Genomic DNA, 25376 nt, shown 5'->3' with positions numbered 1-25376 from the left:
GAAAAGATGTTGTTGCTAATAGTCCTGGTTTAACCTATTGCAGCCCAACCAGGATAGCGGACCGTTCCCGCCTTAAACATCAGAGCATGTTCTTCAGAAAACCCTTTTGGCCCCGTTCTTTCACGAGCTATCGAACACCAAGTCCATTGTGCGTTTCCGATGTATTCAAACATTGTCTTCCCCATTAATGTTGATTCATACTGACTACGTTGATATCGCAGTCTTTAAACTCAAAGTCGAAAAACACATTCGTCGGCTTTTTATTCCATCTGCATACCAACACCCGCATCACCGTAAGAGTGGCTGCCTTCACTATTGCAAAAAGCGCCGCAGATGGGCGCAGGCCTGCGTAATATGCCTAAAAAGTTCAGGAGCCTTATCTGGGGCGACGTCCAAGGCTGTTTTTCTACTCAATTAAGCATGCTGGTTGAGTGGTTCAACAGAGTTACTTGGGAATACCAGACCACACCCTTTGGGTGTGCGTATTCTACTACAAGAATACACAAGCCAGTTTGTAGCACGGCTCTTGAGAGAGAGCCCATTGTTTTGTTCTTTTAAAAGAGCAAAACAATGTCCTTAAAAGGAGTTTAAATAATGCAAATTGTATACGGATATTGTCGTGAAGATGAGGCGGGGAGTTTATTGGACCGATTTGTTGAACAAGGGGATTTTGTCAGCTTCAAAGTACTGGGCTCGGTCGGGCGTGAATACATGGCATTTGCTGCTTTGTTGCCTTTTACTGACCGCCTCCCCTTTCCTTTCTATTGGAAGGGTGTTCATTTCGTTTCGGTTCAAAAACACACCCAATCGGTCCGTCAACTCACACCACCACCATCAAAAAATGCTCGCAAAAAACATTATCGTAAACTCAAGAACACGATAATGACCCCTCAAAATTGGAAACAACACGTCAGTCGCAATCGCGGTTTGAAGTATGTAAACGCTTCCTTGTTGCCTTTAATGTAATCAAGAAGCGCATGGGACTCAACGGCAACATCTTAACTCATGCGGTTTAAAGCCTGCCCAAAAGTCTGACGAACGAACAACGTCCATTTTTCAACCCACCAGATGCACGACACCCCTTTTGATAATGGCGGTGCGATGTCGTGCACCTCTTATCTACATTTAAAGGTAACCAAATGAAAAATAAAACATCACGCTTTCACTGCCCTCTTACGTATTGGCGTTACGTCTGCACGCTTATGGCCGTCTACTTTGCTTGTGCGTCACCCGCTTACGCCAATGACCTCTTTGCCAGTGGTAAAGATACCGTAACCAACACGGTCGGAACGGGGTCTTCTGGCGAGTTCTACATTTTAGTGGCAGGCCTAATTGGCGGCATCATCGTGGGCATCATGCAAAAGAACTGGGTGGGTGGCATCATCGGCTTTTTCGTTGGCGTGGTGTTCTGGGAAGTCGGTAAAGGGTTTGTAGGCTTATAAACCACATAAGGAGAGCGCGACATTATTCGCCTTATTTCACCATGGATCATCAAGACAAACAAACCCTCTTCGCTTTTCCAAACTACTTACAAACCGACGTCAAAATAGTCGGATTCCCAATCGATGAAATGCTCCCTTCTATCTTGTTGTTTTTGATGTTGTTCAACATCAATCGGTTGGTCGCAGTCGCCGTGTGTATCGGCTTTTTCCTCACCATTCGCAGCTTAAAAGTCCGACACGGCCCCAAATTCATCATTCACTTCATCCACTGGTATGGGGATGACACGGCGAATAAAACCATTTTTAAACGCACGCCCCCCGCCACAAAAAAATATTGGATTTACTGATGCTCAATGAACATAACGGCGAGGCGCTTAAAGCGGCTCGCTTTATCAATTACGTCCTCACCGCGGTGGTGTTGATCACCGCCTTAGGAGTCGCTGGGTTGAGTTTTGCTTTATTAAATCAAAGCCAAGCGGAAAAGCGCACCGTCGTGCCACCTCATATCGACCGAGCGTTTACGATCTCAAGCGATGCGGTTGATGAAGCGTACCTTTCTATGATGGCCGATTGGTGGATACACCTAAAATTTAATGTCACGCCCTCTAACGTTAAACGTCAATTCAACTTACTCATTACGTACGTGCCGCCTAAATACTGGAGCGGCCTACAAGACAAGTTAATACGAGAAGCCGAATTTATCATCGAGAACGACGTCACCAGTTTTTTTGAAGTTGACACGCTGTCTATCAGTCTCAATGAAATGAAAATACGGGTCAAAGGCACGCTCAACAAAACCATCGCGGGGCGCGCACTCGACCCTGAGCCCGTCACCTATTTACTCCAGGCCGATTACTCTAGTGGCTTGATTGAACTTCACAGCATCGTTCAAGAGGTACCCTTATGAAAACACGCATCATTTCTATTGTTGCTACTTTGTTGTTCTCCCCCATCCTCAGCTACGCCAATACGATTGCCGCAAAAACCTACTATTTTGAGCAAAATGACACCATTGTGTTGCCCTTATCCTCGGTCAACACCAACCGTTTAGTGGTGAAAGACGACAAGATAGTCAACCTTCATTGCCCTAGAGGATTTTGTCTCGCTAAAGCCAATCAACGAGACCAATCGGGCTCGATTAGCGTAAAACTCAACATCGCCTTGCCTTTTACTGCGCACGTCACCACAGAAAAAGGCCAAAATTTCTCGCTTTTTATCAACCCTAAAGCGGTCCCTGCGGTGGTCAATGAGTTTATTTCACTTCGCTCTACCGCAGAGAAAAGTGTCTTTGAAAAAGATCTCGAATACCCTTTGGCCTTGGGGCAACTCACCAAACAAATGATACATTGGCAACGCTCAAAAACGCCTATCCCAGGTTTTCGCGTTCATCCTATAGACCCAGAGACACTCCCTAAAGACACGTCACCACTGGCCATTATTCCGCAAACCCTGTTTGTTGGTCGCCCTTTCTCCGGGCTTATTTATCAAGTTAAAAATCAATCCAGTGACACCGTCACCCTTACTGAGGCGCAATTTTACAGTTACGCCAGCCGGAGTGCCTCACTTGATCGTTATACCTTGGCCCCAGGTGAATCTACCCATCTGTACATCATCACAGGAGGACTCTAATGAGACGATTTAAACAGTGGCTTTTAAGAGAGTCGGACTTAGAGGATGGAGTCAATGCCAATAAGCAAAGTAAGCAACGCAACCAAATCCTCAGCTTGTTGGCCATTGCGCTCTTGGTCGCGATTTTTTTTGCATTTAAAGCCTTTAAACAACCTCGTTCCTCGCTTGATATTGCGCAAGAAGTCGTTGAGTCTGCGCCCAATTTTGGGGAAATCATTACTGATGATTTTACCGACAAAGACAACCGCTCAGCATTAACCATACAAGGTCAAGACATTGAAGACGTCAAAGAGAAGATGGAAAGCCTCAATCGAGACGTCGAACGTTTGATAACGAGCAATGAAAATACGCTCGCACAAATAAAAAAAGAGAACGAAGGCTTACGCGCTGAAATACGCAATAATCAAGAAGCGCAGCGCACTGTCGCCTTGCCATCAACCCCAGCGTCAGCCTCGAAGGAAGCCAGTCACCTGACCGTCATGGGAGAGCCGGCGCCATTTGGTTCGCGCCCTCTTCCTCCCAAACCTTTGCCCTCTTACGCCACCCATGATCTGCAAAAAGAGAGCTTTCAATACAGCAACGCCGATAAGGCCTCGTTTGATGACCAAGGACAAGCGTTTGACTCGTTTGATTTTTTTTGGACAGCCTCTTCAGAGTCAGCCTACCAACGCACCGTTGACAATTACGTCCCGTCGGGCACCTTTGTGACCGCCAAAATCACCGGTGGCGCGGATGCCAATGCCGGAGCGTTCGGCCAAAGTGATACCGCCCCCATCGTGTTTCAAACCGTGCATGAAGGCGTGTTGCCCAATGGAGAAAAGAGCCACCTCAAAGACTGCACCATCATTGGAAGCGTGTACGGAGACCTCTCTTCGAGTCGTGGCGTGGCCCGCACTCACACCCTCAGCTGCATTCGGGACGGTCGCATTTTAGACATTCCTGTACAAGGCACTGTCTTTAACTTTGGTCGCAATGGCATCCGTGGTACTTCGATTTTACGTAACGGCAAAATCGTCCAAATGGCGGGGATCTCCGGCATCTTAACCGGACTGGGAGAGGCGGGAGCGGGATTGGCCAACACCACCTCGACCTCAGCGCTGGGCTCAACGTCCAGCATCAACAGCGAAGATGTGGGATTAAGTTTATTGGGCAACGCCACCTCAGAAGTAGGGAGCAAGCTTTCGGATTACTACATTGCCTTAGCCGAGTTATACCACCCCTTCATCGAAATCAATCCAGGGGGCATCGTGAATATCGTCTTTACGAAAGGGTTCCCTCTCGATGATGAGGAGGCGATCAAACGCTATGTTGCTCGTCAGGAAAAAGAGCAAGCAAAACCGGACACCCTTTTAGAAACCATCACTCTCAACCCTCTTGCGGCAGAAGTTAACCAACAATTAAATTAAGGTCCGCTTTATGACTATCAAGCTTTTCACCGCGCTGCTTATCAGCGCCCTCGCCGGCTGCTCGGCGGGCTTTCAAGACGAATTCAGCTGCAAAAAAATCGGCGGGACTCCCGGCTGCGCGAGCATGGATGACATTCGAAGTATCTCAACCCATCCAACCTCAAAACGCGCCATCGAGGCGAACGTCCTGGCTTCTCATCCTTTTGTTTTACTGCCAAGACGCACACGTGAAGGCCATCCTGTGCGAACCCAAGACACGGTTAGGAAGGTGGTGATTTTTCCTTTTACTTCGGATGACACCACCACTTACCTCGACACGATGGATATTTATATTGTGTTAGACGAGTCTACTTGGACAGGTCGCCCTGTTCAGGCTATCAAGAAGGATTAACGCCATGGGCGTATCAAAAGATTTAAAAGGGTTTTATCAAGAAGCCAAACGTGAATATAACCACCTGCATTCTGAACTGCCTTACCGGACTTTTGATGCGGAGCACGGCCTCTTTCATAACAGAAAAGGCGTCGGATTTGGCTTCAAATTGAGCGTCTTAGCGGGGGCGAATGACGATATGGTGGAGGCGTTTAACCGTCTCATCATGGATTTACCGACTGGCCATAAATGGGATTACCATGTTTCCATGATGGGCCACAACCGCGTGAGTCATTTGATTGAGCAAAATGCCGCATTGAAATCCGCTCGTACGGGTATTTGCAGTGAATTAGCAAAACAAGAAGCCGATTACGCCAACTTTGCGGCTCACCACGGCTTTTTTCATCGTCAGAAGCATTACTTTGACATCAAAGATTACACCGCGTGGTTGTTTGTCTCCAGTACGGACGATGTTGACCAGGTGTTGGATTGCAAAGAGGCACTCACCACTTCTTTATCCCAAATTGGACTGGAGCTCACACCGCTCACCCCCGAAGGCTTAATCAACTACGTCGAAGGCATTCTCAATTTTGACCCTACACAAACCTCACCGAGCGAATCGAAATACGCCCCCGAAGCGTTGATCTACAAACAAGCCCTCTCTCCTGATACCGAGTTTTTAACGCGCCGACATTACACCGATGTTCGCTTTAGTAACCGCCAACATCAAAGGGTGACCTCGCGGATCATTTCATTGGGTTTACGCAGTACGCCTCGCACTTTCCGCCTGTACGCATTGCCCGATTGTTTTGCGTCCTTAAAGAGCGTGGCCAAAAATGTGCAATGTCCACACCTCATGACCCTCAATTTTCGCCATCAAGAATCGGGCAGTTTTGCGACCAAAAATGGCGGACGCATTGGAGAGCTAGAAAAAACGCTCAAGTCCCCGATGGCATTTTTCTTCCCTCAAGCGAAGAAAGAGCAAGCCGAACGCGAGCAAATTCGAGATGAAATGTCGGATGGCATCAACAGCATGGCATACATGCACCTGACGCTGACGTTATTTACCAACAAAAAATCCGAGCGACTGCATCGCACTACGGCCATTAACGCCTTTCGCTCTGGCGGGATTGATTTACAAACCGTCTCGATGCTGCAAAGCCAAGCACTCATGACAACCTTACCATTCATGATGACCGATGGTTTTTGGGCCGATTGCGACCGTGCTGGACGCATCCAAACCGTGAAAACCGGCAATGTGGCCAACCTCTTGCCTCTTGTGATGGACGTAAAGAATTTCAGTGGCGGTATGATGCTGCCCACCATGCGCCAACAAGCCTTTTGGTTTAATCCGTTTAATTGTGGCTCAGATAACTACAACATCGCCCTGACCGGAGGCTCCGGGGCAGGAAAATCCTTCTTTGTGCAAAAGCTCGCCGAAACCCTTTTTGCCATGAACGGTAAAATCTGGGCGTTAGACAAAGGAAAGAGCTTTAAAAAGCTTACCTTGATGCTTGGCGGCCGCTATATGACGGCTGACAAGATTTACCTCAATCCATTTACTCATCTAGAGCGCATTGCTATGGGCGATGACTATACCGATGAGAAAGGCGAGCAGGTCAACCCTCTCAAGGAAACGCTCCACACCATCACCGGACTCTTTGCGACCATGGCCTGCCCTACACACGAAATGGGGGATTTTGAGAAATCGGTCCTCGGAGATTGCATCATTGCGGCTTGGCAGGCACACAAAAGCGAGACCTTGGTTGACCATGTGCAAGAAGCGCTGTTTGCGGCGGCCGAAAAACAAGGCGGTGATCGCCGCCTTTCCGATATCGCCATGCAACTGAATAAATACCGCTCAGAGGGGATCTACGGAGACACTTTCAATAAACCGTCCATGCTCGATCCCAATGTCCACTTTACCACCATTGAATTGGACGGATTTCCCTCGGACATCATGCGACCGGTGATTTTTGCGCTGATGTCGAGCATCACTCAGCAGATGTACCTGTCCGGCTCCCGTTCCACGCCGAAGATGTGCATCATTGAAGAAGCGTGGTCTCTGATGGCCGGCTCTAATGCGCAGGCACAAGAGTTCATCAATACCGGTTATCGCACCGCCCGAAAATTTGGGGGATCGTTTTGCACCGTAACGCAAGGGATTGAAGATTTTTACAGCACACCCGAAGCGCTTGCCGCGTTCAATAACTCTGACATTCACATCACTCTGCGTCAAGGCAGTGGATTGGCGAAATTCATCAAAGACAATCCTTCACACTTTTCACCCTATGAGCAATTTGTCATCAAGAGTTTTGAAAAGTCATCCATCGCCGGTTACAGCTCTGTCATGCTAAAAACCGGGAATGTCACGACCTTTCATCGCTTGTTTGCCGATCCTTTTACTCGTGCGTGCCTTTCGACAGAGCCGCATGAATTTGAATATTGTGAAAACTTGATGAACCAAGGCCTATCACTTATGGAAGCCGTCAATCAAACCGCCGAGCATTTTTACGGAAAGGAAATTGAGACCTTTAATACCCTCATCTACGGTAAGGAGGATAAATGAAATCCATCCGTCACACCCATCTTGTCTATGCCTTGTTGGCTATAGCGTTAATGATGTTCACCACGATAGCCATCAAGCTCAATACGGCGCCTCAAATCGTGGTCTTCGATATCGAACAAACGTTATCGCAATATCAAGACCAACTCATTGAAGCCAATCTCGGCGATCAGGCGCACAGCGCGCAACTGGCGACCTTTGATACGGAACTCAGGCGCCTCTTGAAAGAATACGCACAAGCGCACCACCTCGTGATCCTCGTGCCAGGCGCGCTCATCAGCGGCGCGCCAGATAGAACCACCGAGATCCAACATTACGTTATTGAGGCGCTTAAAAAGGAGTCATGAGCTTATGATTGTTCACGGTCATTCATCCATCACACCCACCGCACTCTTAAAAGTGATCAGTATCACCTTACTCACCCTCGCCCCCACCGCGCTTGGGAAACAGTTCGGCCGTCAAGGCGAACTGTTTCCCATCGCAGAAGTCGACATGTTGCAATGGATCAACAGCCGATTGACACACTTAGAAGCCACGGGAGAAACGGCAAAGATGCAGCAGCAGTTTGTGGAGAGCGTAGAAAAGAGCGTGCGAAGACCCCCTCCCGTTGAAGGGTTGACCACCACCACCGCGCCCAACACCTTTTACATCGACCCATCATTAAAGCTGGCCACTAATATCAAGGATGCACAAGGCAACCTCCTTTATGCCAAAGGCCTCGTCATCAACCCCTTTGATACCGACACTTGGCCAATCGATATTCCCAAACACTCATTCGATTACTCGTATGTGATTGTCTTTCTTGATGGTGACGACCCAAGACAGCGCGCTTGGGCTAAACAATACCGCGCAGATAAGCCGATAAAATGGACCCTCACCAACGGCAGTCCAGAAAACGTCGCCAAAGAGTTTGACGCCCGAATTTATTTTGACCAACAAGGTCACTACAGCCGTCAGTTTCAACTCTCACACATTCCTTCATTGATTGAACAAGACGGAGCGCGGTGGAAGATCACTGAGATCGACGTGACGCTATTCACCTCGGCCATGAACAAGAGTGAGACGACAACAAAATAAGGAGAAAAACGTGAGATCCCCTAGGTTATTACTGTTTGGTTTGTTCCTATTTCCTTGGCAAACCCAAGCTCAATCCGCCGCTTGCACGGGGCATTTTTTAAATCCATTGTCTGATATTTGCTGGGACTGCCTATTTCCTATGACACTGGGCAGTGTGCCTCTCATTAGCTCTTCATACCCTGACACCGCCAACCCAAGCATGCCTATCTCCTACTGTCCTAAACCCCCGCCCATTTTTATGCAAATTGGCTTAAACATCGGGTATTGGGAGCCGTATTCCTTGGTGGACGTGACGCGAGTCCCCTACTGTATGGTCAACATGGGGATGCAGTTGAGTCATGACAAGAGCCAACAAATAGGAGGCTCGCAGCACGACTCAAGCGCCAAAACCAGTGGCAATGCTTTTTATCATGTGCATTGGTACAAATATCCGGTGATTTATTGGCTACAACTGATGCAGTCGGCGGCCTGTATGGCCACGGATAATTTCGATTTGGCCTACCTCACCGAGCTTGATCCCTTTTGGGATGATGATGAGATGTCGTTCATTCTTAACCCTGAAGCCATTTTATTTGGCCACCCCACCACGCAGCTCTCCTGTATCACCGAAGCCATGGCGACCACCACGGGGCGCGTTTTGCCTTTTGATGCACTTTTTTGGTGTTTAGGCTCACAAGGCAGCGTCTACCCATTAACCGGTAACAGCGCTTACTCTCATACCGGCCCTCAAGTTGGAACACTGATGTTAGAGCGTTTTAATTTTAAAATGCACAGGCAAGGCATTGTATGGGAAACACGAGGCGAGGATGGCGCGGTCTGTTATCAGTGGCCAGAGCCTATCTTGCCGAAAAGTCGTTATCGCTATCAATTGTCGGCACCGATTGGTGATGCCGCTCACTGTTATCCCTACGGCACAACGTCGTCACTTTGGGAGCAAGGCAAAGACAACCCAATAACTGGAGGAAACTTTGGCTTTGTGAACTGGCGTAAACGTAACTGCGTATTTTTATAAGGAAACGAGACGATGTCATTTAGCCCAAGAGCCTATTGGCTGTTACTTATTCTGCTGGTTAGCCCCCTTGCATTGGCCAGAGTGGGTTACTCACAAGAAGAGCTCAAAGCCCTAGCCAAGCAAGAGCAGACCATTGCAGCGCCAGTCAATCACAGTGAACTGGCTCCCCTCCTAGAGCGGAGTCAAAAACATAAGCAAGAAGCGTTGTCGATGAATCAACACCTAGATAGGGCGTTGCAAGACTCGCCGCTTGCGAGTGTGCTTGGGGTGCCTCAGGAAAATCCAAACAAAAAGGCACAAGGTGTGATGGTGTTTGTGTCACTTTCCATGCCTGATAACGCGCTCAAACAGCTCCTCAAACAAAGTCAGCAATATCAGGTTCCGCTCGTGATACGTGGGGTACTGCCAGAAGGCATGGTCCCAACCACCTCTCGAATCATGGATTTGTTAGAAGCGTCCGACGAGGGAGAGGCGATTGAGGGCGGTTTTGCCATCAGCCCACAATGGTTTCGTCAATTTAACATCACCCATGTCCCCGTGTTTGTGGCGATTGGAGACGCGTGCAATGAAGCGTCTTGCCCGAAAAATGCTTACGACATGGTTCACGGCAACCTTGCCCTTCCCAACGCATTGACGATTTTAAGCCAAGGCGATGTAGGACACATCGCCAAACAAGTGCTCAATAGGAGTTCCCCTTGAATACGCCCTTTTGGCTCTCTTTCAGCGCCGCTCTCTTCTTCTCCCTTCCTACCCTTGCCGACCCACAAGAAAACACGTTTTACGACAACGTGGAATGGGCGAAAAACGCCCAAAATGAGGCTTACACCCCCTCAGAGATGACGCTTAACCTGTCCGACTTCTGCAGCGACAATAATCCAGGGTGTGAAAGCCAAATCCGACAGCCTGATGAAGCTGGGATGACTGACGCACAAATCACAAACCAATCCACGTTGGAGTTTGGCAGCAACGAACACGCTCAAGCAATACAAGAGGGGTTTAACAATAATAGTGCCATCATTGACCCCAATGATGATACGTATCGATTCGCCACCCTTGGCATTGAGAACGCCTATGAGATCAGTCATGGTCAGTCTAATCAGTACGTGGATTGTGACAACGCCACGCAGTGCGTCATCGATAACATCGCAAAGCAATGTCACCGGCCGACTCACAACCCAGTACCGTGTGAAAAAGTCCCCGTCGCCTCCGTGAGCCTCAGTGAAGTACTCTACCGCTGTCCATCCGGCTGGACACAGCAAGGGGAGGATTGCCAACGTCCCCTCCCACAATGCCGATACAATAATAAACATTATGTGAGTCAAACGGGAGGTGATGGCATTTTCTCATCGTCACGAACCACGTATTTATGGGGCGGGAAGCAAGTCTCTCCCAATCAAGGCTACACGCTTGGCGAGTTAAAACAGACCTATCACGTTAATTGGCAAGCGAGCGAACACTGGGATAAACGCTACGAGATTTGTCGACCCACCACACAAACGAAAAAAGCCACGCTAAGCTGCTCAAACGGGTTCACCTTATCTGGTGGGAACTGCATTAAAAACACCATAACCTGGCGAACACAATGCAGCCTGATGAACTCGTGCAATGTCACTCGCCAGCAGTGTATTGAAGGTCGAGCCACCCGGACCATTAATGGCATTCCGACCACGCTCGATTGCTGGAAGTATCGGGTTGACCACCAATGCACTCGACCCAATACGTGCAACGTCCTGCCCGCCGATTGCACCACGACGTCAACCCATTGCAGCCTCCAGCAAAACGGTGTGTGCATTGAGGAGAAAGTCAATAAATCCTGCCCACAACGGCGCTGCAGTGCCACTCAATTAATCTGTGGAGAAGAGAGCTTTTGTCTGGATGGCGATTGCTTTGAAGTGATGGCGACCACTTCAAACCGCTTTAATGAAAGCACCTCAGCCTTAGCAGCCCTCGCAGAAGCCGCTGACGGTCTTGGCGATCCACCAATGATATTTACAGGCAAAGGCATGAAGTGCACAGACGCGGCTTTTGGTTTTGCCGACTGTTGCAAAGACGGCGGTTGGGGCACGAGTATTGGCGTGACGCAATGCAACGATGAAGAGAAGGCGCTCGGCCAAGCCAAAGAGCAAGGGCTTACGATTGCCCTTGGCAGTTATTGCGCAGAAAAAGTCTTAGGCGCGTGTATCCGGAAAAAGAAGACCTACTGCGTCTTTGACAGCAAGTTGGCACGCATCATCCAAGAGCAAGGCTCGAAAGGCCAGTTAGGTATCAGTCTGGGAACCGCCAAAACCCCCATTTGCGGCGCCCTTACCCCCGAGCAGCTTCAAAACATAGATTTTGAACGCCTCGACTTTTCGGACTTTTATGACGACATGCACCGCAACACCAACCTGCCTTCAGCAAAAGAAATCCAAGAGCGATTGCAAAGCGCTTATAGACCTTAACTTAATCAATGATGAGGACATGATATGGACCCCCTACTCCCTCTACTTGTGGCCACCCTGTCGACAACCGGGTTTGCTACCACCCTGATCCGCCATCTTCTGTTCAAACGAAAACTCCATCAGCTCAAGCAAGAAATGATGAGGCACCAACAAAAACACGGTAACGATGAAGCACTTTGGATGTTATTTCACACGCGCACCCACAAGATGCTGAGTTTCTGGCAATAATGAGGTCACACCATGAAGGAGATATCCACAAAAACGGTGAACAACTCCGTTAACCGATTAATAATCAACCTCCTACCGTTGATGTTGTTGTCTGTGTTTGCCTTTCACAGTTTCGCTAATGAGCCCCCCAAAGGCTGGCGCTGGTATAACGAGGCCAAAGCGCCGAAAGCCCCACCCAAAGAGGAGGAGCGCCTCCCCCCCAATAGCGTGTCTACTGTGATGAGCGCCACCGAGCAGATGCAATGGTTCCACCGGACATTTGAGGAAGCGTTAAACGATGCCACGATTAACCCAGCCGATGAAGAGAAAAATCTAAAATTGATGAAGCTGAAAAAATTCATCGATGGCAAAACCACTCAAACGGGCATGACCTTCAAAAAGCTCATCAACGAACACCCCGAATACTCGTACACCAAAGACCGCCCCACAGAGCAAGCCGCAAGAGCGACGTACTATCAAGGTCTCCAGCTCAAAAACGAAGCCACTGTGCGTCAATTGGTGCAAGAAGGTTGGGGCCTCTACTTCATCTACGAAGGGCAAGACACCTTATCTCAAACTCTGGCGCCCTCCATCCAAGACTTTGCCCACCGGTACCACATCGAACTGGTGGGGATCAGCAAAGACGGTCAGACCTTTGAGGCGATTGATGAAAACCGTATTGATAAGACAGGGCGTGTACAGGTGCGCTACACACCGGCTTTAATGCTGGCCAATGTTCACACCAAAGCACTCAAGCCCCTCGCCTACGGCTTCATTTCACAAAAAGACTTGCTCTCTCGCTTTCACAACGTCGCGACCGATTATCAAGACAGCGACTTTTAAATTAAGGAGCCCCCTATGAACGTTTTCCTTCGCACGTTATTGCTGGGTGTGCTGATGCTGCTCGCCTCACCCTCATTCGCTCAAACGCAAACTCACCCTGTGATGACAGGTCAGTACGCTTTGGTCTTCTTCCATTTTAGTCAATGCCCTGAGTGCCACCATTTTGCCCCGACCATGAAGCGACTCGAGCAAACAACTCAATTACCTGTGTACGATTTCTCCTTTGACGGACAGCCCATACCCGGTTACATCACGCCTATCCCGACGACCTCTGACATCACCGCCGCGTTTTTTGGGGATCTCAAACACGCCATTACGCCCGCTACGTTCTTAATTAACGTCAGCAATGGTAAGTACGTGCGTTTGAGTGAAGGTAATGTTCCGTACACTGAGCTGCTTAAGAGCTACCAAGCCGTGCGCGCCGATGTCACCATAATGGAGAGTTTACAATGACGCGACCTACCCTCCTGGCTCTCTTGATGAGTATTGCCGGTTCACTTCATGCGGGCGGCCTGGGCGACGCCATGGACAGCTTTTGGGATGACAGCAGTTTTAGCCGCAACATCACGAACCCAAGTGCCTATCAAGGCCAATCAGCCACTTACTATAATGCGGGCAGCTTGTTTGCTCGCACCAACATCAAAAACATTCAATTGGCCGCCATCACCTTGCCTTCTGTCAGCGCAGGATGCGGAGGCATTGATGCTTTTATGGGCGGTTTTTCTCACATTAATTCGGATCAACTGGTGTCTTTTGGTAAAGCCGTCATTGCTAACGCCGTGCCCTTCGCGGTGGATTTAGCGCTGCAAACTTGGGCGCCGAGCATCAAAGAGAATCGGGACAAACTGCAGGCTATTGCTGACCAATTCCTCACCACCTCGATGAACTCTTGCCAAGTAGCGCAATCGGCGGTCTCTGGTTTAGCGGCCTTTACCGATGGGGAAGCCAAGCGTCATGCCTGCGCGACCCTAGGCACGCAAAGCAACGCTTTCGCTGATTGGTTAGAAGCGCAACACGAATGTCGCAACATCCGTACCAACCAGAGCACACTGGCTGGCAACACCGACGATGCCACCGCGCACGCCGTGAAAGTGAGCCTAAATGTGGTGTGGGATGCGCTCATGAAAAGCGCTTACCTTCAAGACAACCAAGAGGTCGCCGAGTTTATCTTAAGCCTCACTGGTACCGTCATTTACGACGCGCAGGGGACGCCAAGCTACATTCCGGCCATGCTAGTGGGTAACGACACTGCCATTAACGCCCTTTTGACCGGAGGGGATTTGGAGGTGTATCGATGCGAAAACACCGAGACCTGCCTCTCGATGAGCCTCAGCGCCATCAACCTAAGTGAAAGCCAAGCCTTTAACGCCAAGGTTCGCCACACCGTTGATACGCTCTACGCCCACTTACAATCTGACCAACCTATCACCGAATCCGAGAAGAGTTTTGTTGAACTCAGTGACATTCCTATCTTGGCGATGCTCATTGATGATGCGCACCTCAACCTGCAACCAGAAAGCCATCTATACGCTCAAAATATTGCCGCCGATCTCTTGCATGCCTATCTCAATAACATGCTGATGATCGTCAATCAATCCATGACCAACCTCGCTTCAGTGAACCCTAACGATGTCAATCGCACTCTCGAAGGCATCAACAGGGCAAGGGATTACTTACAAACCCTTCGAGACCGTCACAAAACAAAATTGAACGCGTACTTAGCCCTCACTGAGCGCCTAAAACGCAAACGAAAGCTCCTTGGCCAATCGGCCAGTGACGCTACCCTATCGAACCTCACCTTTGGCCATTAAAGGAGATCCCCCATGACCTTAGACTTTTATCTCTATGGCGCAGGCCCTCAATTGCAACGAGCCTTGAACGCTGTCGCCACTTTTTTTACCACCAACACCTTTGGCTCGTTAATCGAAATCGCCTTACAACTGGCTTTTATCATCAGTGCCACTCTGTTTTTTGTCTATCGAGACGCGAAACATGTGATGCGTTTTATGTTTATTTACTTGGCTATCCCTACTTTTCTTATCAGCATGAAAGCCACCGTCCATATCAATGACGCACAAGATCCCATGCGCATTTATTACGTGAATAACGTGCCTTACATCGTCGCGATACCCGGTTGGGCGGCCACCACGTTCATGCAAGGCTTAACCGAAGGCATTGAAATCGTCTTTAGCAGTACAGAGGATGAAAGCTACAGCTCCTCGGGCATGGTGTTTGGTTCGAATTTATACACGTTGCTTCGTAGCGCCAACGCCGAAACCGTTGATCTGCAACGCTATTGGAAAGACTTTTATCACAACTGCATCGTCGGAGACATTCGAATTAACAAAAAGTACTCCATGCAAGACATCCTGCAAGCACCGGATTTACTGGGTTTTCTCGCCACAAAATCGATGTCCCCCATTCGTGGGCTCTATAACCATCAGGGTGAATACAGAACCTGCCGCGACGCGTTTCCTGAAATCACTCAACAATTTGATCAAGAAGCCAATCGAACCTTCAATAAACTGGGCGCGTATATTTTAGGAAGAGAAAGTAATATCAACTCAACGTTTTTAAGAAACGCCATCGAGAATAGCCACCTAGATTTAATTGGGGTCAGTAACAGCGCGGTCGATATTTTAAAACAGAACATGGTCATCAACATGACGCGCTGGAACATCGAAAACACGCACCGAGGTATCGCGGCCAACTACGCCTACACCGCCAACCAAATGCAAACGACGACCATGTGGGCCAACATTGGACTGCAAGCCAAAGAGTTCATTCCAATGATGCACTCGATAGGGGTGATTTTGTTTGTCTGCTTTGGGGCGATTATTGCCATCATTGCCTTGCTGCCACATATGACGCTGCCTGTCCTTAAAAACTATGTGGGCAGTTTTTTCTATCTGGCGACTTGGCCAATGATCTTCACCATCCTCAACGCGATCATGATGTGGTTCTTAGAAGGGGCGACCCAGGGCGCGACACAAGGGTTACGCGGCATTACCCTCTCGAACATGAGCGGCATTGATTACGTCAACACGCGTTACGCCGCCATCACCGGTTACTTGATGATGTCCACCCCCGCGATTGCCTTGGCGTTAACCAAGGGGGCGGCGGCCATGATGAGCAGTTTAAACTACCAACTGGCGGGGATGATAAACCAAACCAATGCCCGTACTTCAGCCGCGGCCTCAAGCGGTGACATCAGCCACGGTAATACGCAAATGCAAATGCAGACCCACACGTTTAACAACGTCAATGGCAATAAGTTTGATACGTCGACCCTGTTGAAACAGCACGGTACCACCACCCAAGACACTAAAGGTATGCTTTCAACGCAATACGGTGATACCACCGTGTATGACACTAGCCCTACCGCGTCGAATTTCCAATGGAACGTCGCATCAACCAGTCAATACAGTGAAGCGGTGCAAGACTTGCACACCAAAGCTCAATCCAACCTCTCGACACAACAAGCGGCCTTGTCGCAAAGCACACAAAGTGGCACTCAACTGATGGCCGATTGGAAAGAGAGTTATTCGTCAATCCAAGGTTACGGTTTAACTCATGGGCACGGTGCAACTGCCGCAGCTTCAAAAGGCTTAGAGCAAGTGAGTCAAGCGACAGAACAAGTCATCGCAGCAACCGGATGGAGCCATGAGAAAGCCAATGCCTTCTTACACTCTGCTTACGGTGGCTATGACGTGAACGCTGGACTGTCAAGCGGCGCACTCGGTGACGCCGTAGGGTTGAATGGGAGTGTGAACGCGTCCACTGGACAAAAATGGACCCAGGAAGACCGCGAAACGCTCAGCAACATGAGCAGCGAACAACAAAGCCAAATGCAAGCCGCCATCGAATCCTACCGATCTGGTGCCAACCAAACCATTGAGGCGAGCAACCGCCTCACGGCCGATGAACGTAATACGGAAATGGGCACTTACGCCACTGGCTTTGCGGCAAGCTTTAGTGAGACACAAGGTTTGATAACGTCCACGACACAAGCTCAACAAGAGATCGATACGCTCAGTCAAGTCAACAGCCAAGAGCATCGTCAAGTGGCGAGCCTGATTGAGAAACTGGAAATACCATTCCAAGATTTTGTGGAGGAGCAATATAAATCTGAAGAAGGACGAGCAAAGCAGATTCTTACCGGTAGTAATGATAAATCACGCCAAGACCGAGCAAATGAATGGGAAGCATTTAAAACAACCGACACGTTTAAAGATTTTGTGCTCGCCAGCGTACCCACTCAAGAAGATCACGAACGTACCTTTAATCCTGAGCCGACTCAAGCCGAGTGGCAAACGATGGTGGGCGAACAATACAAAGGTAAAGCTCTAGGCAACACTAGCCAAACTGCGATTGAGCAGCATAAACAGCGCGGCGGCACTGAGCGTTATTACACCCCCGACAACCACTCACAAATCGTGGAGGAGACACGTGAACAATTTGAGGGCACCAGTAACCGTGTTGAGCCACCTTCCAACTTGCAGCCAACAGAGAATGAGGAGGATAAAACCCGACCTTAACTATAAATAATGGTTAATTATCGAGAAACCCAAGTAAGGTATCAAAACAACCTAGTATTATATACAGTATTAAATGGAGAGAATAATGATGATGAAATGGATCATATTAGGCTTATTCACATGGTGCTCTTTTTCAGGAGCTACGGCACAAGGTTTTGATGAACTTTCAGGCAGTAAAAACAATCCAGCCTCTATGACGTATTACTTGGAGTATTATAAAAAGCCGAATAATCAAGAGTATCAATACTTATTAGCCACCGTTCGTGCTGCTGCAGATACGGTAGATTTTTATACCACTCGATTAGATGCTCGCGATCAGCGCATTGATTATTGCTTGCCCATGAAAGATGCAGCCAATCGCGACACTTTATATAACTGGAAAACAAAAGAGTTAATGGATCTTATCAATAACCAAATTGAGCATGATCCTCGTGTAAAAAAATATAATAGGCTTGCGGGCTCTATCGGAAGCTACCTTGTTGCCGCTCTCAAAGAGCAATACCCTTGCCCTGTACAAAAGCAGTTGTAGGCTGTTGGTTTACCCTCCAAAAGTTATCCATTATTATCATGTCGTTCGCTACTACCCCCGTGATATCTCACGGGGGTAAACTTAGACCAAGCTACTGACTTGCCGTGTTTTTCAAGGCAATGATGACTGCGGCCTCTGCTGTGTCCTAATAGGCTGATATACCTATAGGCTTTCAACCAATCCAAGTTTATTACTTGTGCTCTGGTTTAATTTTTTGCTGAAGCTACCCCTGTTGTTCCCCAACATCCTAGCAGCCTCTTGAATTTCAATATGTTGTTGTCGATACAAGCGAAGGGACTTAAAAGCTAGAAGACAAGGCTCTAACTTACTTATCGCTCTCCAATTTTCCGAGCTATGTACTTGTAAACTTGCCTGCCGCAATCATCTGATACATAATGACACTATCATCTGATAAGGAGTTATTGTTATGTCACAAATGCAAGCATTCAAGCCTGTTAAACAGCCAGCTAGCTTTTGGCAGCAAGTAGGTATTCCATCGCGAGGGGTAACCCTTTATGAGTCTGTTCATAAAGGTCTGGATTTTGATGTTTTTGACAAACTAGCCAAGCACTCTAAATTGGAAAAGAAAGAGTTGGCTACCGCTGTTACAATTCCACCAGCCACACTAAATCGCAGATCGAAAGCGGGACGTTTTAACAAAGACGAAAGTGATCGTTTGTACCGTTTTGCTGAGATATTCAACCAAACCATCAACTTGTTTGAAGGTGATATTTTGGCCGCGTGTGAATGGATCAAATCCCCTGTGGTTGGTTTGGGTAATCGCCGCCCTATCGATATGGTTGCCACAACTGCTGAATCAGAGGGTGTGCTAAACCTAATTGGACGATTAGAGCATGGGGTATTTTCTTGATCACTTTGTACCGAATCGTAAAGGAAAAGTGGAAAGAGTCAGCTTTCGATGGCGAAGGCTCCAGATTGTACGGAGGGCGTTGGAATTCTATTGGACGGTCTGCGGTTTATGTTGCGGCGTCAGAGTCACTTGCCATTTTAGAAATCTTGGTTCATCTAAAAAATACCAAAGTACTTGAAAATTATGTCTTGTTTACGTTGGAACTGGATGAAGCCGATGCTTTGGTCCTTGAAAATGACGACTTACCGGACAACTGGAATGAAGAGCCAGCCCCGCTTCAGACAGCCGAAATCGGTGATCAATGGTTATCGACCTATTCAAGCTTGGCGCTGGCGATCCCATCGGTGATTGTGCCTCGCGAACAAAACTATGTGCTCAACACAAAACATCCAGGTTATCCAAAACTCATCAAAACGGCCAAAAAACACGAAATTTCTTTCGATACCCGGCTTCTATAAATCAGCTATTCCCACTGTAATTGTCCGAGGACATTAAAGTTTGTCAGTTCCAATTTAGTTTGATCTGTTTTTGGCTACATCAAGTTAGACGGCGAAGATAAGTTAAACCACTTTCACCCCGTTATTTTTCACAGAAAAAAGCGGTTCAACATTCCTCAGCTGAGTTTAGGCGATTAAAACTAATGCAATCGCACAAAAATTCAGTCTTGTTTTTCACTAGATAGAGCTAAACGAAATATTGTAATTAACGGGTCTAAATCGAGTGATACCCCTGCAATATTTGCATCAATCCATTCTTGTTGAGTAATTTTAGGCCACTCGATGGTGTAGCCAAGGATAAATACGAGTTCTTCAAAGAAAAAACGTAAAGTTCGGCCATTACCTTCCCTAAAAGGATGTAACAAATTTAATTCACAAAATAGATTGGCTAATTCTTGGATAAGATCAGGCAAAGCCAAATTATCTAACGAAGGGATAATATCAAATAATTTTGAAGCTTCAGCTTCAATCCTAGAAACGCTACAGAATCGAGTGTAGCCTTTAGATATATCCACTTCTCGAACTTGACCTGCCCATTCAAAAATATCTTGGAATAGATGGTGATGTAGACATTTGAGGTGATTGAAGTCTAAATGCTTGATTTCAGAAACATTATTTTTGTATGAAAGGTACCTATAACTCGTAAACTCAACTTCGGCTTTTCAAGTTCATCCGAGTCAATTATATTCAATCTGTTAATTAAAACATCAGAATTTGAGTAACAGTATTTGTCCTACTCAGCACCATATTTATCTCGCACACTTGCGTTTTAAATCTTCAATGGTTTGAACGTTCGATTTCTTATTTATCGTCATGCCTTCATAACCCAAACTGGTTTTGAAGTTCTTTAAGCTAGGGGTAAATGTAGCTTTTTGGCGCTTCGAATTTGAGACATTGGCCATATCAATGTTCCTCTTGTTGGTTGCATTAATTGTACATGACTAATCAGCTAATGTCATAAAGTAGCGATTTTCGCAAAGCCAAGTGAACCGCGCAGCAGCATTCTATTCTAGTAAGGTCACTGGCAAAGTTTTGTCCAGAGGCTTCATTGGCCTGAAGTTTTACTCGTGGCTTTTTCTAGCTCGAAAATGCCCCAAAACGCGTTACGGCAAAAGGGTGTGACCTTCGGCTTAGCGTTTTTGCCTTACGATAATTAATGGTTTCATAACAGAAAAAAACTTATACCGTGCATTCATTTTAATGTGGATATAAATATCTGAATTTGCTATAAATGTGCTGGGGCTACCGCCTACTACCAACAACAAATGCAACAGTTACAGCTTGTAAATGGTTTGCAAGAGTTGTCAGTGACTATCACTGTCGCAGATATGCGAGGTGGCTAACATGAAATCTAAAGTGGTTAACGTTAGAAAATATCAACGCTATCGCCTAGGAAAATGGGAAGATGTTTGTCAACATCTTCGCTCACTCCCTAGACGATAAGTGTCATCGGTAGCCCCATCCGACTTCAATTAAGCAGGTTCTGCTTCTGCGACAACCTCAGCCGTGCTTTCAATCCCCATCATGCTGTTGTAGTGTTCTTCGAAACCAGTTTCTACAAATATCTGTTTGAATTTCTCAATGTATTTTTCTGCATTGATCCTTTCGAAATCAACTAGGTTAATCGAATCAGAATGGGACTCCCTATTTATGTACCTAAATAGAGGCTTAAAATCTGACTCCGTTTGCCCTAATTGCTCTAAGGTTTGCTTTAGCGATTCTTTCTTATGAACAAAATTGAAGTAGTGCTCCAGTATATTTCTCATCGCGTTGGGCAGCATGTGTGCGTAGCTTGGATTAGAAGTGCTGTCTTTGACGACTTGCCAATACATCTGGTAATCATTTTGAAGTTCATCCCTCTTTAAATCATGTACGAGGCTAAACTTAGATTTGGCAACTCTAAACAGTTTATATCCAGCAGGACATTTGTTAGATGCGTTCTTGAGCATCAGTAATTCGTGGAAAAAGAATAGGTTATGTGTCAATAGGAAAACTTGTTTAAAGTCTTCGCTAAAGACTTTGTGATGTATCAGGGCTGCAATGTCATAGACGTAGTTGTGTGACAAGCTTGAAATAGGATCATCAATTACAACGATTCGGTTGTTCAGCAAAACAGGAGAGGATTCATTTGTTGAACCTGAAGCACACTCTAAGAAGTAAAGAAAGCTAATGAGTGTTTTTTCTCCTTCACTAAGAGTGTTATATACGTCAACACTTTTACCTGTAGGACGGGCAATTTTGTAACGTTGCTGATCGTCTGCTGCTTTAACAATTTTAAAACTGTGTATACCTAGCTCAGCAAGTTGTTGATTGATATTGTTTATCGATGAATCAATGTTTGTTATTTTTTTCTGATTTTCAGTGATGATATTTCTTTGAGTAATCTTTTGGCTATGAAACAGCTTGAGTTCATCGGATATTTGTTTTACTTCACCTTGAAGGTCGTTAACCTTTTGATCTGAAGCTGCAATAAGCGCACTAAACTGCCCATTCAGGATCATCCAAAACTCCGAAGCTATTCGATCCAAATGGCTTTTCTTGTTTGTAATCTTATCGTTGATTAGATCTATGTCTCTCTGTATTTCGGCTATCGCAGTATTAACATCTGCCACTAGATCACTCGTATCGGTAAGCGAAACTACCGTACTCGGGTTTCTGATTTTAAGGTCAATTTGAGACAAGTTGGCTGATAACTTTTCAAGTAGTAGCTTTCGCTTATCTACGAAGCCATATGTAATTACATCGTCTTCAAAAGTGTATACTGGAGCCGATAATTTGCTCTCAATATCCTCAACTAAAGCTCTGTATCTGTTAGATAACCCTTCTATCTGGCTGACTTTTTTGGAGTATGTCTCATCAAACAGTTGATTGATCGCTTCGGTAATCGATGAGCTTAACTCTTGCTGGCAGAAAGGACACGGATTATCGGGCTTCATGTATTCTAGACCTGATTTTACCCAGTCAGAATTGCCCAGTTGTTCGACTAAGTCGGATAGATATGAGTCCGTAGATCCCACGATAACTTGAGTCAAAATCGGATCATTTTCAAAGCTACTGACATCAAGGTTAATCTTGGGTACGCTTGGAAGTAGACTACCGTCTTGTCCAGATAACTCACTAGCCTCTTTTTGCAATGATTCAATTGTAGATGTGACACTTCCACTACTTGATCTGACCTTGTTCAGAAAGCCAACTTTGTTTCTTCGTAAGCCATCTAAGCAAAAATCTAGTGCACTATTTTCATATGTGGTTTTTGCTTTCCAGACAGATTCCTTTAGTGAGGTCTCTTCATTCTCTATGTCATTTTTTTTGTGACTTTTCTTTGTTTCGGAAACCTCGATGTTTTGACTTAGGTGAGCTGTATTCTCTGTTGCTTCTTCAATTGCTTGTTCGGCTTCTTTGTTTTCTTCGCTCAGAGTGAAAACACCCTGAAAGTCGGGAATTTCATAGAAGTTGCTACGTATAAAGTCTTGATTGTAAACCAAGATATCTTCATCCAACTCACTGGGCTGAATGGAACAGTTTCGGTATTCAGGTAGTTCAGGAGAATGTAAAAATTTACCTATTGTAGACTTACCTGAACCATTTAAGCCATAGAGCAGGTTTATCTTCTTGCTGTCAGTTTGAATAACCACTGGCGAAGTTGGTGAGTAACTAGCTACACCTTTTAATGTTATGGTGTTAATCATTTTTTAGCTCTTTTATAATTTAACGCATAGTTGCAATCAGTTGCAATCAGTTGCAATCAGTTGCATTCTTATGCTTCTCACCTAAAAAAGCCGTGACGTAGATCAGTTCCTGTGTTTTTGGTGTTTACGCAAGAATGATCGTAATACTTTATCTAATCCATAACTAACTAATTTGTAAATCGTGTAGCTCATTTTTGTCCAAAAACCTCTCAGGTTGAATTTTTACCCGTGGCATTTTCTAACTAGAAAGTGCCCCAAAGTGATTTAGAGTCACTTTGTATCACACCTGTTTAACTCCTTACTTGCCCCAGTCTTGGTAATGAATCAATATGTGCTTAGTTGAGCATTTGTTAGATTACTCTGTGTCTACTGATTTAGTGACTATTCACAGATAGGAAAACCACTATGCCAAAACACTACGGAGAGAGTTAGTAATCATGTCATTTGAGCAAGAAGCATATCGAATACGCCGCTCGATTAAACGGTACACAACCGAGTCTGTAGTTCAGCACCTTTTATCCCGCCTTCATACCGATTTCGGCAAGGGGGTAGATCGGTCCCGGTCCGCTCCTTGGATTACATGTCTAGCTCTAGACTGGACTCTAGAATTAGAGCCAGAAAGGTATGCATCGAAAGCGTCAAAGGAAGACGTTGGCAAGATTCTCGATAAACTATGGTCGTTGCAGTCTGTTGCCTCTAACATAGGTGAGGCAGAAAATATTTGGCTTTCACTGAGGGCATTCTTACTGCCTCAGTTGCTCTTCCAGCAAGACCAACGTCTACACCTTTACTTCTTCACACGCCTTTACACAATTATGTGCTCTGAAGGAGCAAGCACGTCATTCAAAAATAACTTTAAACAAGAAGTCGGGGTCGAGTTACAAGACTTCTTAGTGTTCTCACTGCACTTCGCTGCCATGTTTTTGGACAAACCTTCTAGCTTCATTTCATATTCCGATCTTGTTTGTAGGTTTAATCCTGCGTTTGATATCAACTCAATACGCAAGATGCTAAAAATACTGGGGGCTAATCCGCTAGGCATGAGGAAGATAGCTCAAGAACAACGCACGAAAAGAGGCAAACTTCGCGCAGTAGAATACTTTTCTGAGCCAATGATGATCTCTCGACCACTACTATTACTTCCCAATGGAGTCTCTGCTGTCCACTCATACATAGCAACTATAGGTATCAGTGAGTTTGTTCTTCGAACACTCAAGAGAGCTGACGCTCAAGGGTTCAAGAAAAAATTCGGTTCTGCTTTTGAGGACTACATTGCAAATCTTCTTACCTCGTACGGCAAAGATGTCGTACGTGAAAACATGTTAAAAGAGTTTTACCGATTGAAAGGTGTCAACAATAACGCCAAAGTGGCTGATTTTTTAATACGGGAAGGAGACAGGTGCATCCTTGTTGATGCAAAAGCGATTGAGCCGAATGAACGTATATTAGTTACTGATAACCCAAGAATGGTGAAAGATAGGCTTAAAGGAACGATTATTCATGCTATGAACCAAACTGGGAAGTGCTCGGAAATACTTGAAGAAAACGGATATGACACCCTACCAGATAAGAAAAAAAGATACTCTCTAATAATCACGCACCAAGATTTTTATATGGGTAGCGCCATGAAGTTAGTAAAGTATTTGGGAAATGAGTTTGAAAACAGGGTACATGAAGCTTTAAATGACCAGGTTTTAATCGAACACTCACACTTCTGCTGCATAACGTCCTTCGAAAGTATGCTTGACGTCTGTAATCAAGCAGGGACTCAATTATCTGACTTCCTAGACTATTGTGCTGAAAAAGATGCACAGCAGACCACTGCACGATTTGATATGCGTCAGCATATCAATGAGTACGGAAAACTTCATAACGTTGAGAGGGCGAATCCCCTAGGTAGTGAGAAGCTGATAAACGACTTTAATAGGTTACACGATGAGCTAATGGACAAAATCAATGCTTCTCAGCGGCACTGGAACAAAGGTATAGCTAAAGTACCAGAATTTTTAGCAAAGAAGGCTCAGGTCGAAACACTAGGGCATGAGGCTTGATTTTTCAGTAAGTGACACCAACACATTCATACCATTATCAATATTAGACTCAAATTGGAGATGCGCCAAAATTTGAGTCTAATAAATGGCCCACATAACCGAGATTTTCTCCAAGAAGGTTTCAAAGCCCTAACTGGGTAGAAGGCTTCAAAATGTCATTACTGAGGGAACATGACGGGATAAGTACCAACCGATTCTGTCATGCCTT

General features: G+C 46.3%; 25 protein-coding genes. 22 read left to right on the top strand and 3 right to left on the bottom strand.

Annotated elements, in window-relative coordinates; translation table 11 throughout:
• Positions 1-29: 29 nt before the first annotated feature.
• Entirely contained in the window at positions 30-173 is a 144-nt protein-coding gene (locus AB6E85_RS04145; RefSeq protein ID WP_372141576.1) for a hypothetical protein, read from the bottom strand.
• Between the two features lie 421 nt (positions 174-594).
• On the opposite strand from AB6E85_RS04145, the gene AB6E85_RS04140 reads away from it, so the two are divergent.
• The 21 genes from AB6E85_RS04140 to AB6E85_RS04040 all read left to right on the top strand — a co-directional run bounded on the left by AB6E85_RS04140 (position 595) and on the right by AB6E85_RS04040 (position 19389).
• Positions 595-966: a hypothetical protein gene (locus AB6E85_RS04140; protein WP_008218918.1), complete on the top strand. Its 372-nt coding sequence runs from the start codon at positions 595-597 to the stop codon at positions 964-966.
• Positions 967-1139: 173 nt separating this feature from the next.
• Positions 1140-1442 (top strand): type IV conjugative transfer system pilin TraA, encoded by a 303-nt coding sequence (locus AB6E85_RS04135; protein WP_102258054.1) that lies wholly within the window; start codon positions 1140-1142, stop codon positions 1440-1442.
• Between the two features lie 41 nt (positions 1443-1483).
• Positions 1484-1789, top strand: a complete 306-nt coding sequence (traL, locus tag AB6E85_RS04130) for a type IV conjugative transfer system protein TraL (protein WP_372141575.1) — start codon at positions 1484-1486, stop codon at positions 1787-1789.
• The gene (traE, locus tag AB6E85_RS04125) at positions 1789-2349 is read left to right on the top strand and encodes a type IV conjugative transfer system protein TraE (protein ID WP_133991911.1); all 561 of its coding nucleotides are present in this window, start codon (positions 1789-1791) and stop codon (positions 2347-2349) included. The genes traL and traE overlap by 1 nt, the downstream gene beginning before the upstream one ends.
• On the top strand, positions 2346-3071 hold the full coding sequence (gene traK / locus AB6E85_RS04120) for a type-F conjugative transfer system secretin TraK (protein ID WP_372141572.1): 726 nt from the start codon (positions 2346-2348) through the stop codon (positions 3069-3071). The genes traE and traK overlap by 4 nt, the downstream gene beginning before the upstream one ends.
• Positions 3071-4477, top strand: coding sequence for a TraB/VirB10 family protein (locus AB6E85_RS04115; RefSeq protein WP_372141570.1), 1407 nt, complete (start codon positions 3071-3073; stop codon positions 4475-4477). Before traK ends, AB6E85_RS04115 begins: the two co-directional genes overlap by 1 nt.
• 10 nt (positions 4478-4487) lie before the next feature.
• Complete coding sequence (gene traV, locus AB6E85_RS04110) at positions 4488-4868, top strand: type IV conjugative transfer system lipoprotein TraV (protein ID WP_137001380.1); 381 nt, start codon at positions 4488-4490, stop codon at positions 4866-4868.
• A 4-nt stretch (positions 4869-4872) separates the two neighbouring features.
• Positions 4873-7416, top strand: a complete 2544-nt coding sequence (traC, locus tag AB6E85_RS04105) for a type IV secretion system protein TraC (RefSeq protein ID WP_372141568.1) — start codon at positions 4873-4875, stop codon at positions 7414-7416.
• Positions 7413-7760 (top strand): TrbI F-type domain-containing protein, encoded by a 348-nt coding sequence (locus AB6E85_RS04100; protein ID WP_372141566.1) that lies wholly within the window; start codon positions 7413-7415, stop codon positions 7758-7760. The genes traC and AB6E85_RS04100 overlap by 4 nt, the downstream gene beginning before the upstream one ends.
• Before the next feature lie 4 nt (positions 7761-7764).
• Positions 7765-8490 carry a type-F conjugative transfer system protein TraW gene (traW, locus tag AB6E85_RS04095; RefSeq protein WP_372141565.1) on the top strand — a complete coding sequence of 242 codons (726 nt, stop codon included), beginning with the start codon at positions 7765-7767 and terminating at the stop codon, positions 8488-8490.
• Between the two features lie 10 nt (positions 8491-8500).
• A complete protein-coding gene (gene traU / locus AB6E85_RS04090) occupies positions 8501-9502 on the top strand; it encodes a conjugal transfer pilus assembly protein TraU (RefSeq protein WP_372141563.1) in 1002 nt (333 codons plus the stop codon).
• Between the two features lie 12 nt (positions 9503-9514).
• Positions 9515-10201 (top strand): type-F conjugative transfer system pilin assembly protein TrbC, encoded by a 687-nt coding sequence (gene trbC / locus AB6E85_RS04085; RefSeq protein WP_372141562.1) that lies wholly within the window; start codon positions 9515-9517, stop codon positions 10199-10201.
• Positions 10198-11943, top strand: a complete 1746-nt coding sequence (traN, locus tag AB6E85_RS04080; RefSeq protein ID WP_372141560.1) for a type-F conjugative transfer system mating-pair stabilization protein TraN — start codon at positions 10198-10200, stop codon at positions 11941-11943. Before trbC ends, traN begins: the two co-directional genes overlap by 4 nt.
• A gap of 24 nt (positions 11944-11967) precedes the next feature.
• Positions 11968-12171: a hypothetical protein gene (locus AB6E85_RS04075; protein ID WP_137001387.1), complete on the top strand. Its 204-nt coding sequence runs from the start codon at positions 11968-11970 to the stop codon at positions 12169-12171.
• Between the two features lie 12 nt (positions 12172-12183).
• Positions 12184-12993 (top strand): type-F conjugative transfer system pilin assembly protein TraF, encoded by an 810-nt coding sequence (traF, locus tag AB6E85_RS04070; protein WP_372141558.1) that lies wholly within the window; start codon positions 12184-12186, stop codon positions 12991-12993.
• Between the two features lie 15 nt (positions 12994-13008).
• A complete protein-coding gene (gene traF, locus AB6E85_RS04065) occupies positions 13009-13446 on the top strand; it encodes a conjugal transfer protein TraF (protein ID WP_372141557.1) in 438 nt (145 codons plus the stop codon).
• Positions 13443-14804, top strand: coding sequence for a conjugal transfer protein TraH (locus AB6E85_RS04060; RefSeq protein WP_372141555.1), 1362 nt, complete (start codon positions 13443-13445; stop codon positions 14802-14804). The genes traF (AB6E85_RS04065) and AB6E85_RS04060 overlap by 4 nt, the downstream gene beginning before the upstream one ends.
• Before the next feature lie 12 nt (positions 14805-14816).
• Positions 14817-17531 carry a conjugal transfer protein TraG N-terminal domain-containing protein gene (locus AB6E85_RS04055; protein ID WP_372141554.1) on the top strand — a complete coding sequence of 905 codons (2715 nt, stop codon included), beginning with the start codon at positions 14817-14819 and terminating at the stop codon, positions 17529-17531.
• Between the two features lie 85 nt (positions 17532-17616).
• On the top strand, positions 17617-18060 hold the full coding sequence (locus AB6E85_RS04050) for a hypothetical protein (RefSeq protein WP_372141553.1): 444 nt from the start codon (positions 17617-17619) through the stop codon (positions 18058-18060).
• 427 nt (positions 18061-18487) lie between these two features.
• Positions 18488-18931, top strand: a complete 444-nt coding sequence (locus AB6E85_RS04045) for an antitoxin Xre-like helix-turn-helix domain-containing protein (protein ID WP_016800265.1) — start codon at positions 18488-18490, stop codon at positions 18929-18931.
• The gene (locus AB6E85_RS04040) at positions 18928-19389 is read left to right on the top strand and encodes an RES family NAD+ phosphorylase (protein ID WP_372141552.1); all 462 of its coding nucleotides are present in this window, start codon (positions 18928-18930) and stop codon (positions 19387-19389) included. The genes AB6E85_RS04045 and AB6E85_RS04040 overlap by 4 nt, the downstream gene beginning before the upstream one ends.
• Positions 19390-19589: 200 nt before the next feature.
• Here the strand turns inward: AB6E85_RS04040 and AB6E85_RS04035 are convergent, their stop codons facing one another.
• The gene (locus AB6E85_RS04035) at positions 19590-19973 is read right to left on the bottom strand and encodes a Fic/DOC family protein (protein WP_372141703.1); all 384 of its coding nucleotides are present in this window, start codon (positions 19971-19973) and stop codon (positions 19590-19592) included.
• 927 nt (positions 19974-20900) lie between these two features.
• Positions 20901-23117 carry an AAA family ATPase gene (locus AB6E85_RS04030; protein ID WP_372141550.1) on the bottom strand — a complete coding sequence of 739 codons (2217 nt, stop codon included), beginning with the start codon at positions 23115-23117 and terminating at the stop codon, positions 20901-20903.
• Positions 23118-23554: 437 nt separating this feature from the next.
• On the opposite strand from AB6E85_RS04030, the gene AB6E85_RS04025 reads away from it, so the two are divergent.
• Positions 23555-25168: a hypothetical protein gene (locus AB6E85_RS04025; RefSeq protein WP_372141549.1), complete on the top strand. Its 1614-nt coding sequence runs from the start codon at positions 23555-23557 to the stop codon at positions 25166-25168.
• Positions 25169-25376 lie beyond the last annotated feature (208 nt).

The organism is Vibrio sp. 10N.247.311.51 (genome assembly GCF_041467855.1).
Lineage (GTDB): Bacteria > Pseudomonadota > Gammaproteobacteria > Enterobacterales > Vibrionaceae > Vibrio > Vibrio coralliirubri.
This window is presented reverse-complemented; position numbering and strand designations above follow the sequence as displayed.

Coding starts and splice junctions, on each gene's coding strand:
- AB6E85_RS04145 (WP_372141576.1), bottom strand. CDS start 173: ATGTTTGAATACATCGGAAACGCACAATGGACTTGGTGTTCGATAGCT.
- AB6E85_RS04140 (WP_008218918.1), top strand. CDS start 595: ATGCAAATTGTATACGGATATTGTCGTGAAGATGAGGCGGGGAGTTTA.
- AB6E85_RS04135 (WP_102258054.1), top strand. CDS start 1,140: ATGAAAAATAAAACATCACGCTTTCACTGCCCTCTTACGTATTGGCGT.
- traL (WP_372141575.1), top strand. CDS start 1,484: ATGGATCATCAAGACAAACAAACCCTCTTCGCTTTTCCAAACTACTTA.
- traE (WP_133991911.1), top strand. CDS start 1,789: ATGCTCAATGAACATAACGGCGAGGCGCTTAAAGCGGCTCGCTTTATC.
- traK (WP_372141572.1), top strand. CDS start 2,346: ATGAAAACACGCATCATTTCTATTGTTGCTACTTTGTTGTTCTCCCCC.
- AB6E85_RS04115 (WP_372141570.1), top strand. CDS start 3,071: ATGAGACGATTTAAACAGTGGCTTTTAAGAGAGTCGGACTTAGAGGAT.
- traV (WP_137001380.1), top strand. CDS start 4,488: ATGACTATCAAGCTTTTCACCGCGCTGCTTATCAGCGCCCTCGCCGGC.
- traC (WP_372141568.1), top strand. CDS start 4,873: ATGGGCGTATCAAAAGATTTAAAAGGGTTTTATCAAGAAGCCAAACGT.
- AB6E85_RS04100 (WP_372141566.1), top strand. CDS start 7,413: ATGAAATCCATCCGTCACACCCATCTTGTCTATGCCTTGTTGGCTATA.
- traW (WP_372141565.1), top strand. CDS start 7,765: ATGATTGTTCACGGTCATTCATCCATCACACCCACCGCACTCTTAAAA.
- trbC (WP_372141562.1), top strand. CDS start 9,515: ATGTCATTTAGCCCAAGAGCCTATTGGCTGTTACTTATTCTGCTGGTT.
- AB6E85_RS04075 (WP_137001387.1), top strand. CDS start 11,968: ATGGACCCCCTACTCCCTCTACTTGTGGCCACCCTGTCGACAACCGGG.
- traF (WP_372141558.1), top strand. CDS start 12,184: ATGAAGGAGATATCCACAAAAACGGTGAACAACTCCGTTAACCGATTA.
- traF (WP_372141557.1), top strand. CDS start 13,009: ATGAACGTTTTCCTTCGCACGTTATTGCTGGGTGTGCTGATGCTGCTC.
- AB6E85_RS04060 (WP_372141555.1), top strand. CDS start 13,443: ATGACGCGACCTACCCTCCTGGCTCTCTTGATGAGTATTGCCGGTTCA.
- AB6E85_RS04055 (WP_372141554.1), top strand. CDS start 14,817: ATGACCTTAGACTTTTATCTCTATGGCGCAGGCCCTCAATTGCAACGA.
- AB6E85_RS04050 (WP_372141553.1), top strand. CDS start 17,617: ATGATGATGAAATGGATCATATTAGGCTTATTCACATGGTGCTCTTTT.
- AB6E85_RS04045 (WP_016800265.1), top strand. CDS start 18,488: ATGTCACAAATGCAAGCATTCAAGCCTGTTAAACAGCCAGCTAGCTTT.
- AB6E85_RS04030 (WP_372141550.1), bottom strand. CDS start 23,117: ATGATTAACACCATAACATTAAAAGGTGTAGCTAGTTACTCACCAACT.
- AB6E85_RS04025 (WP_372141549.1), top strand. CDS start 23,555: ATGTCATTTGAGCAAGAAGCATATCGAATACGCCGCTCGATTAAACGG.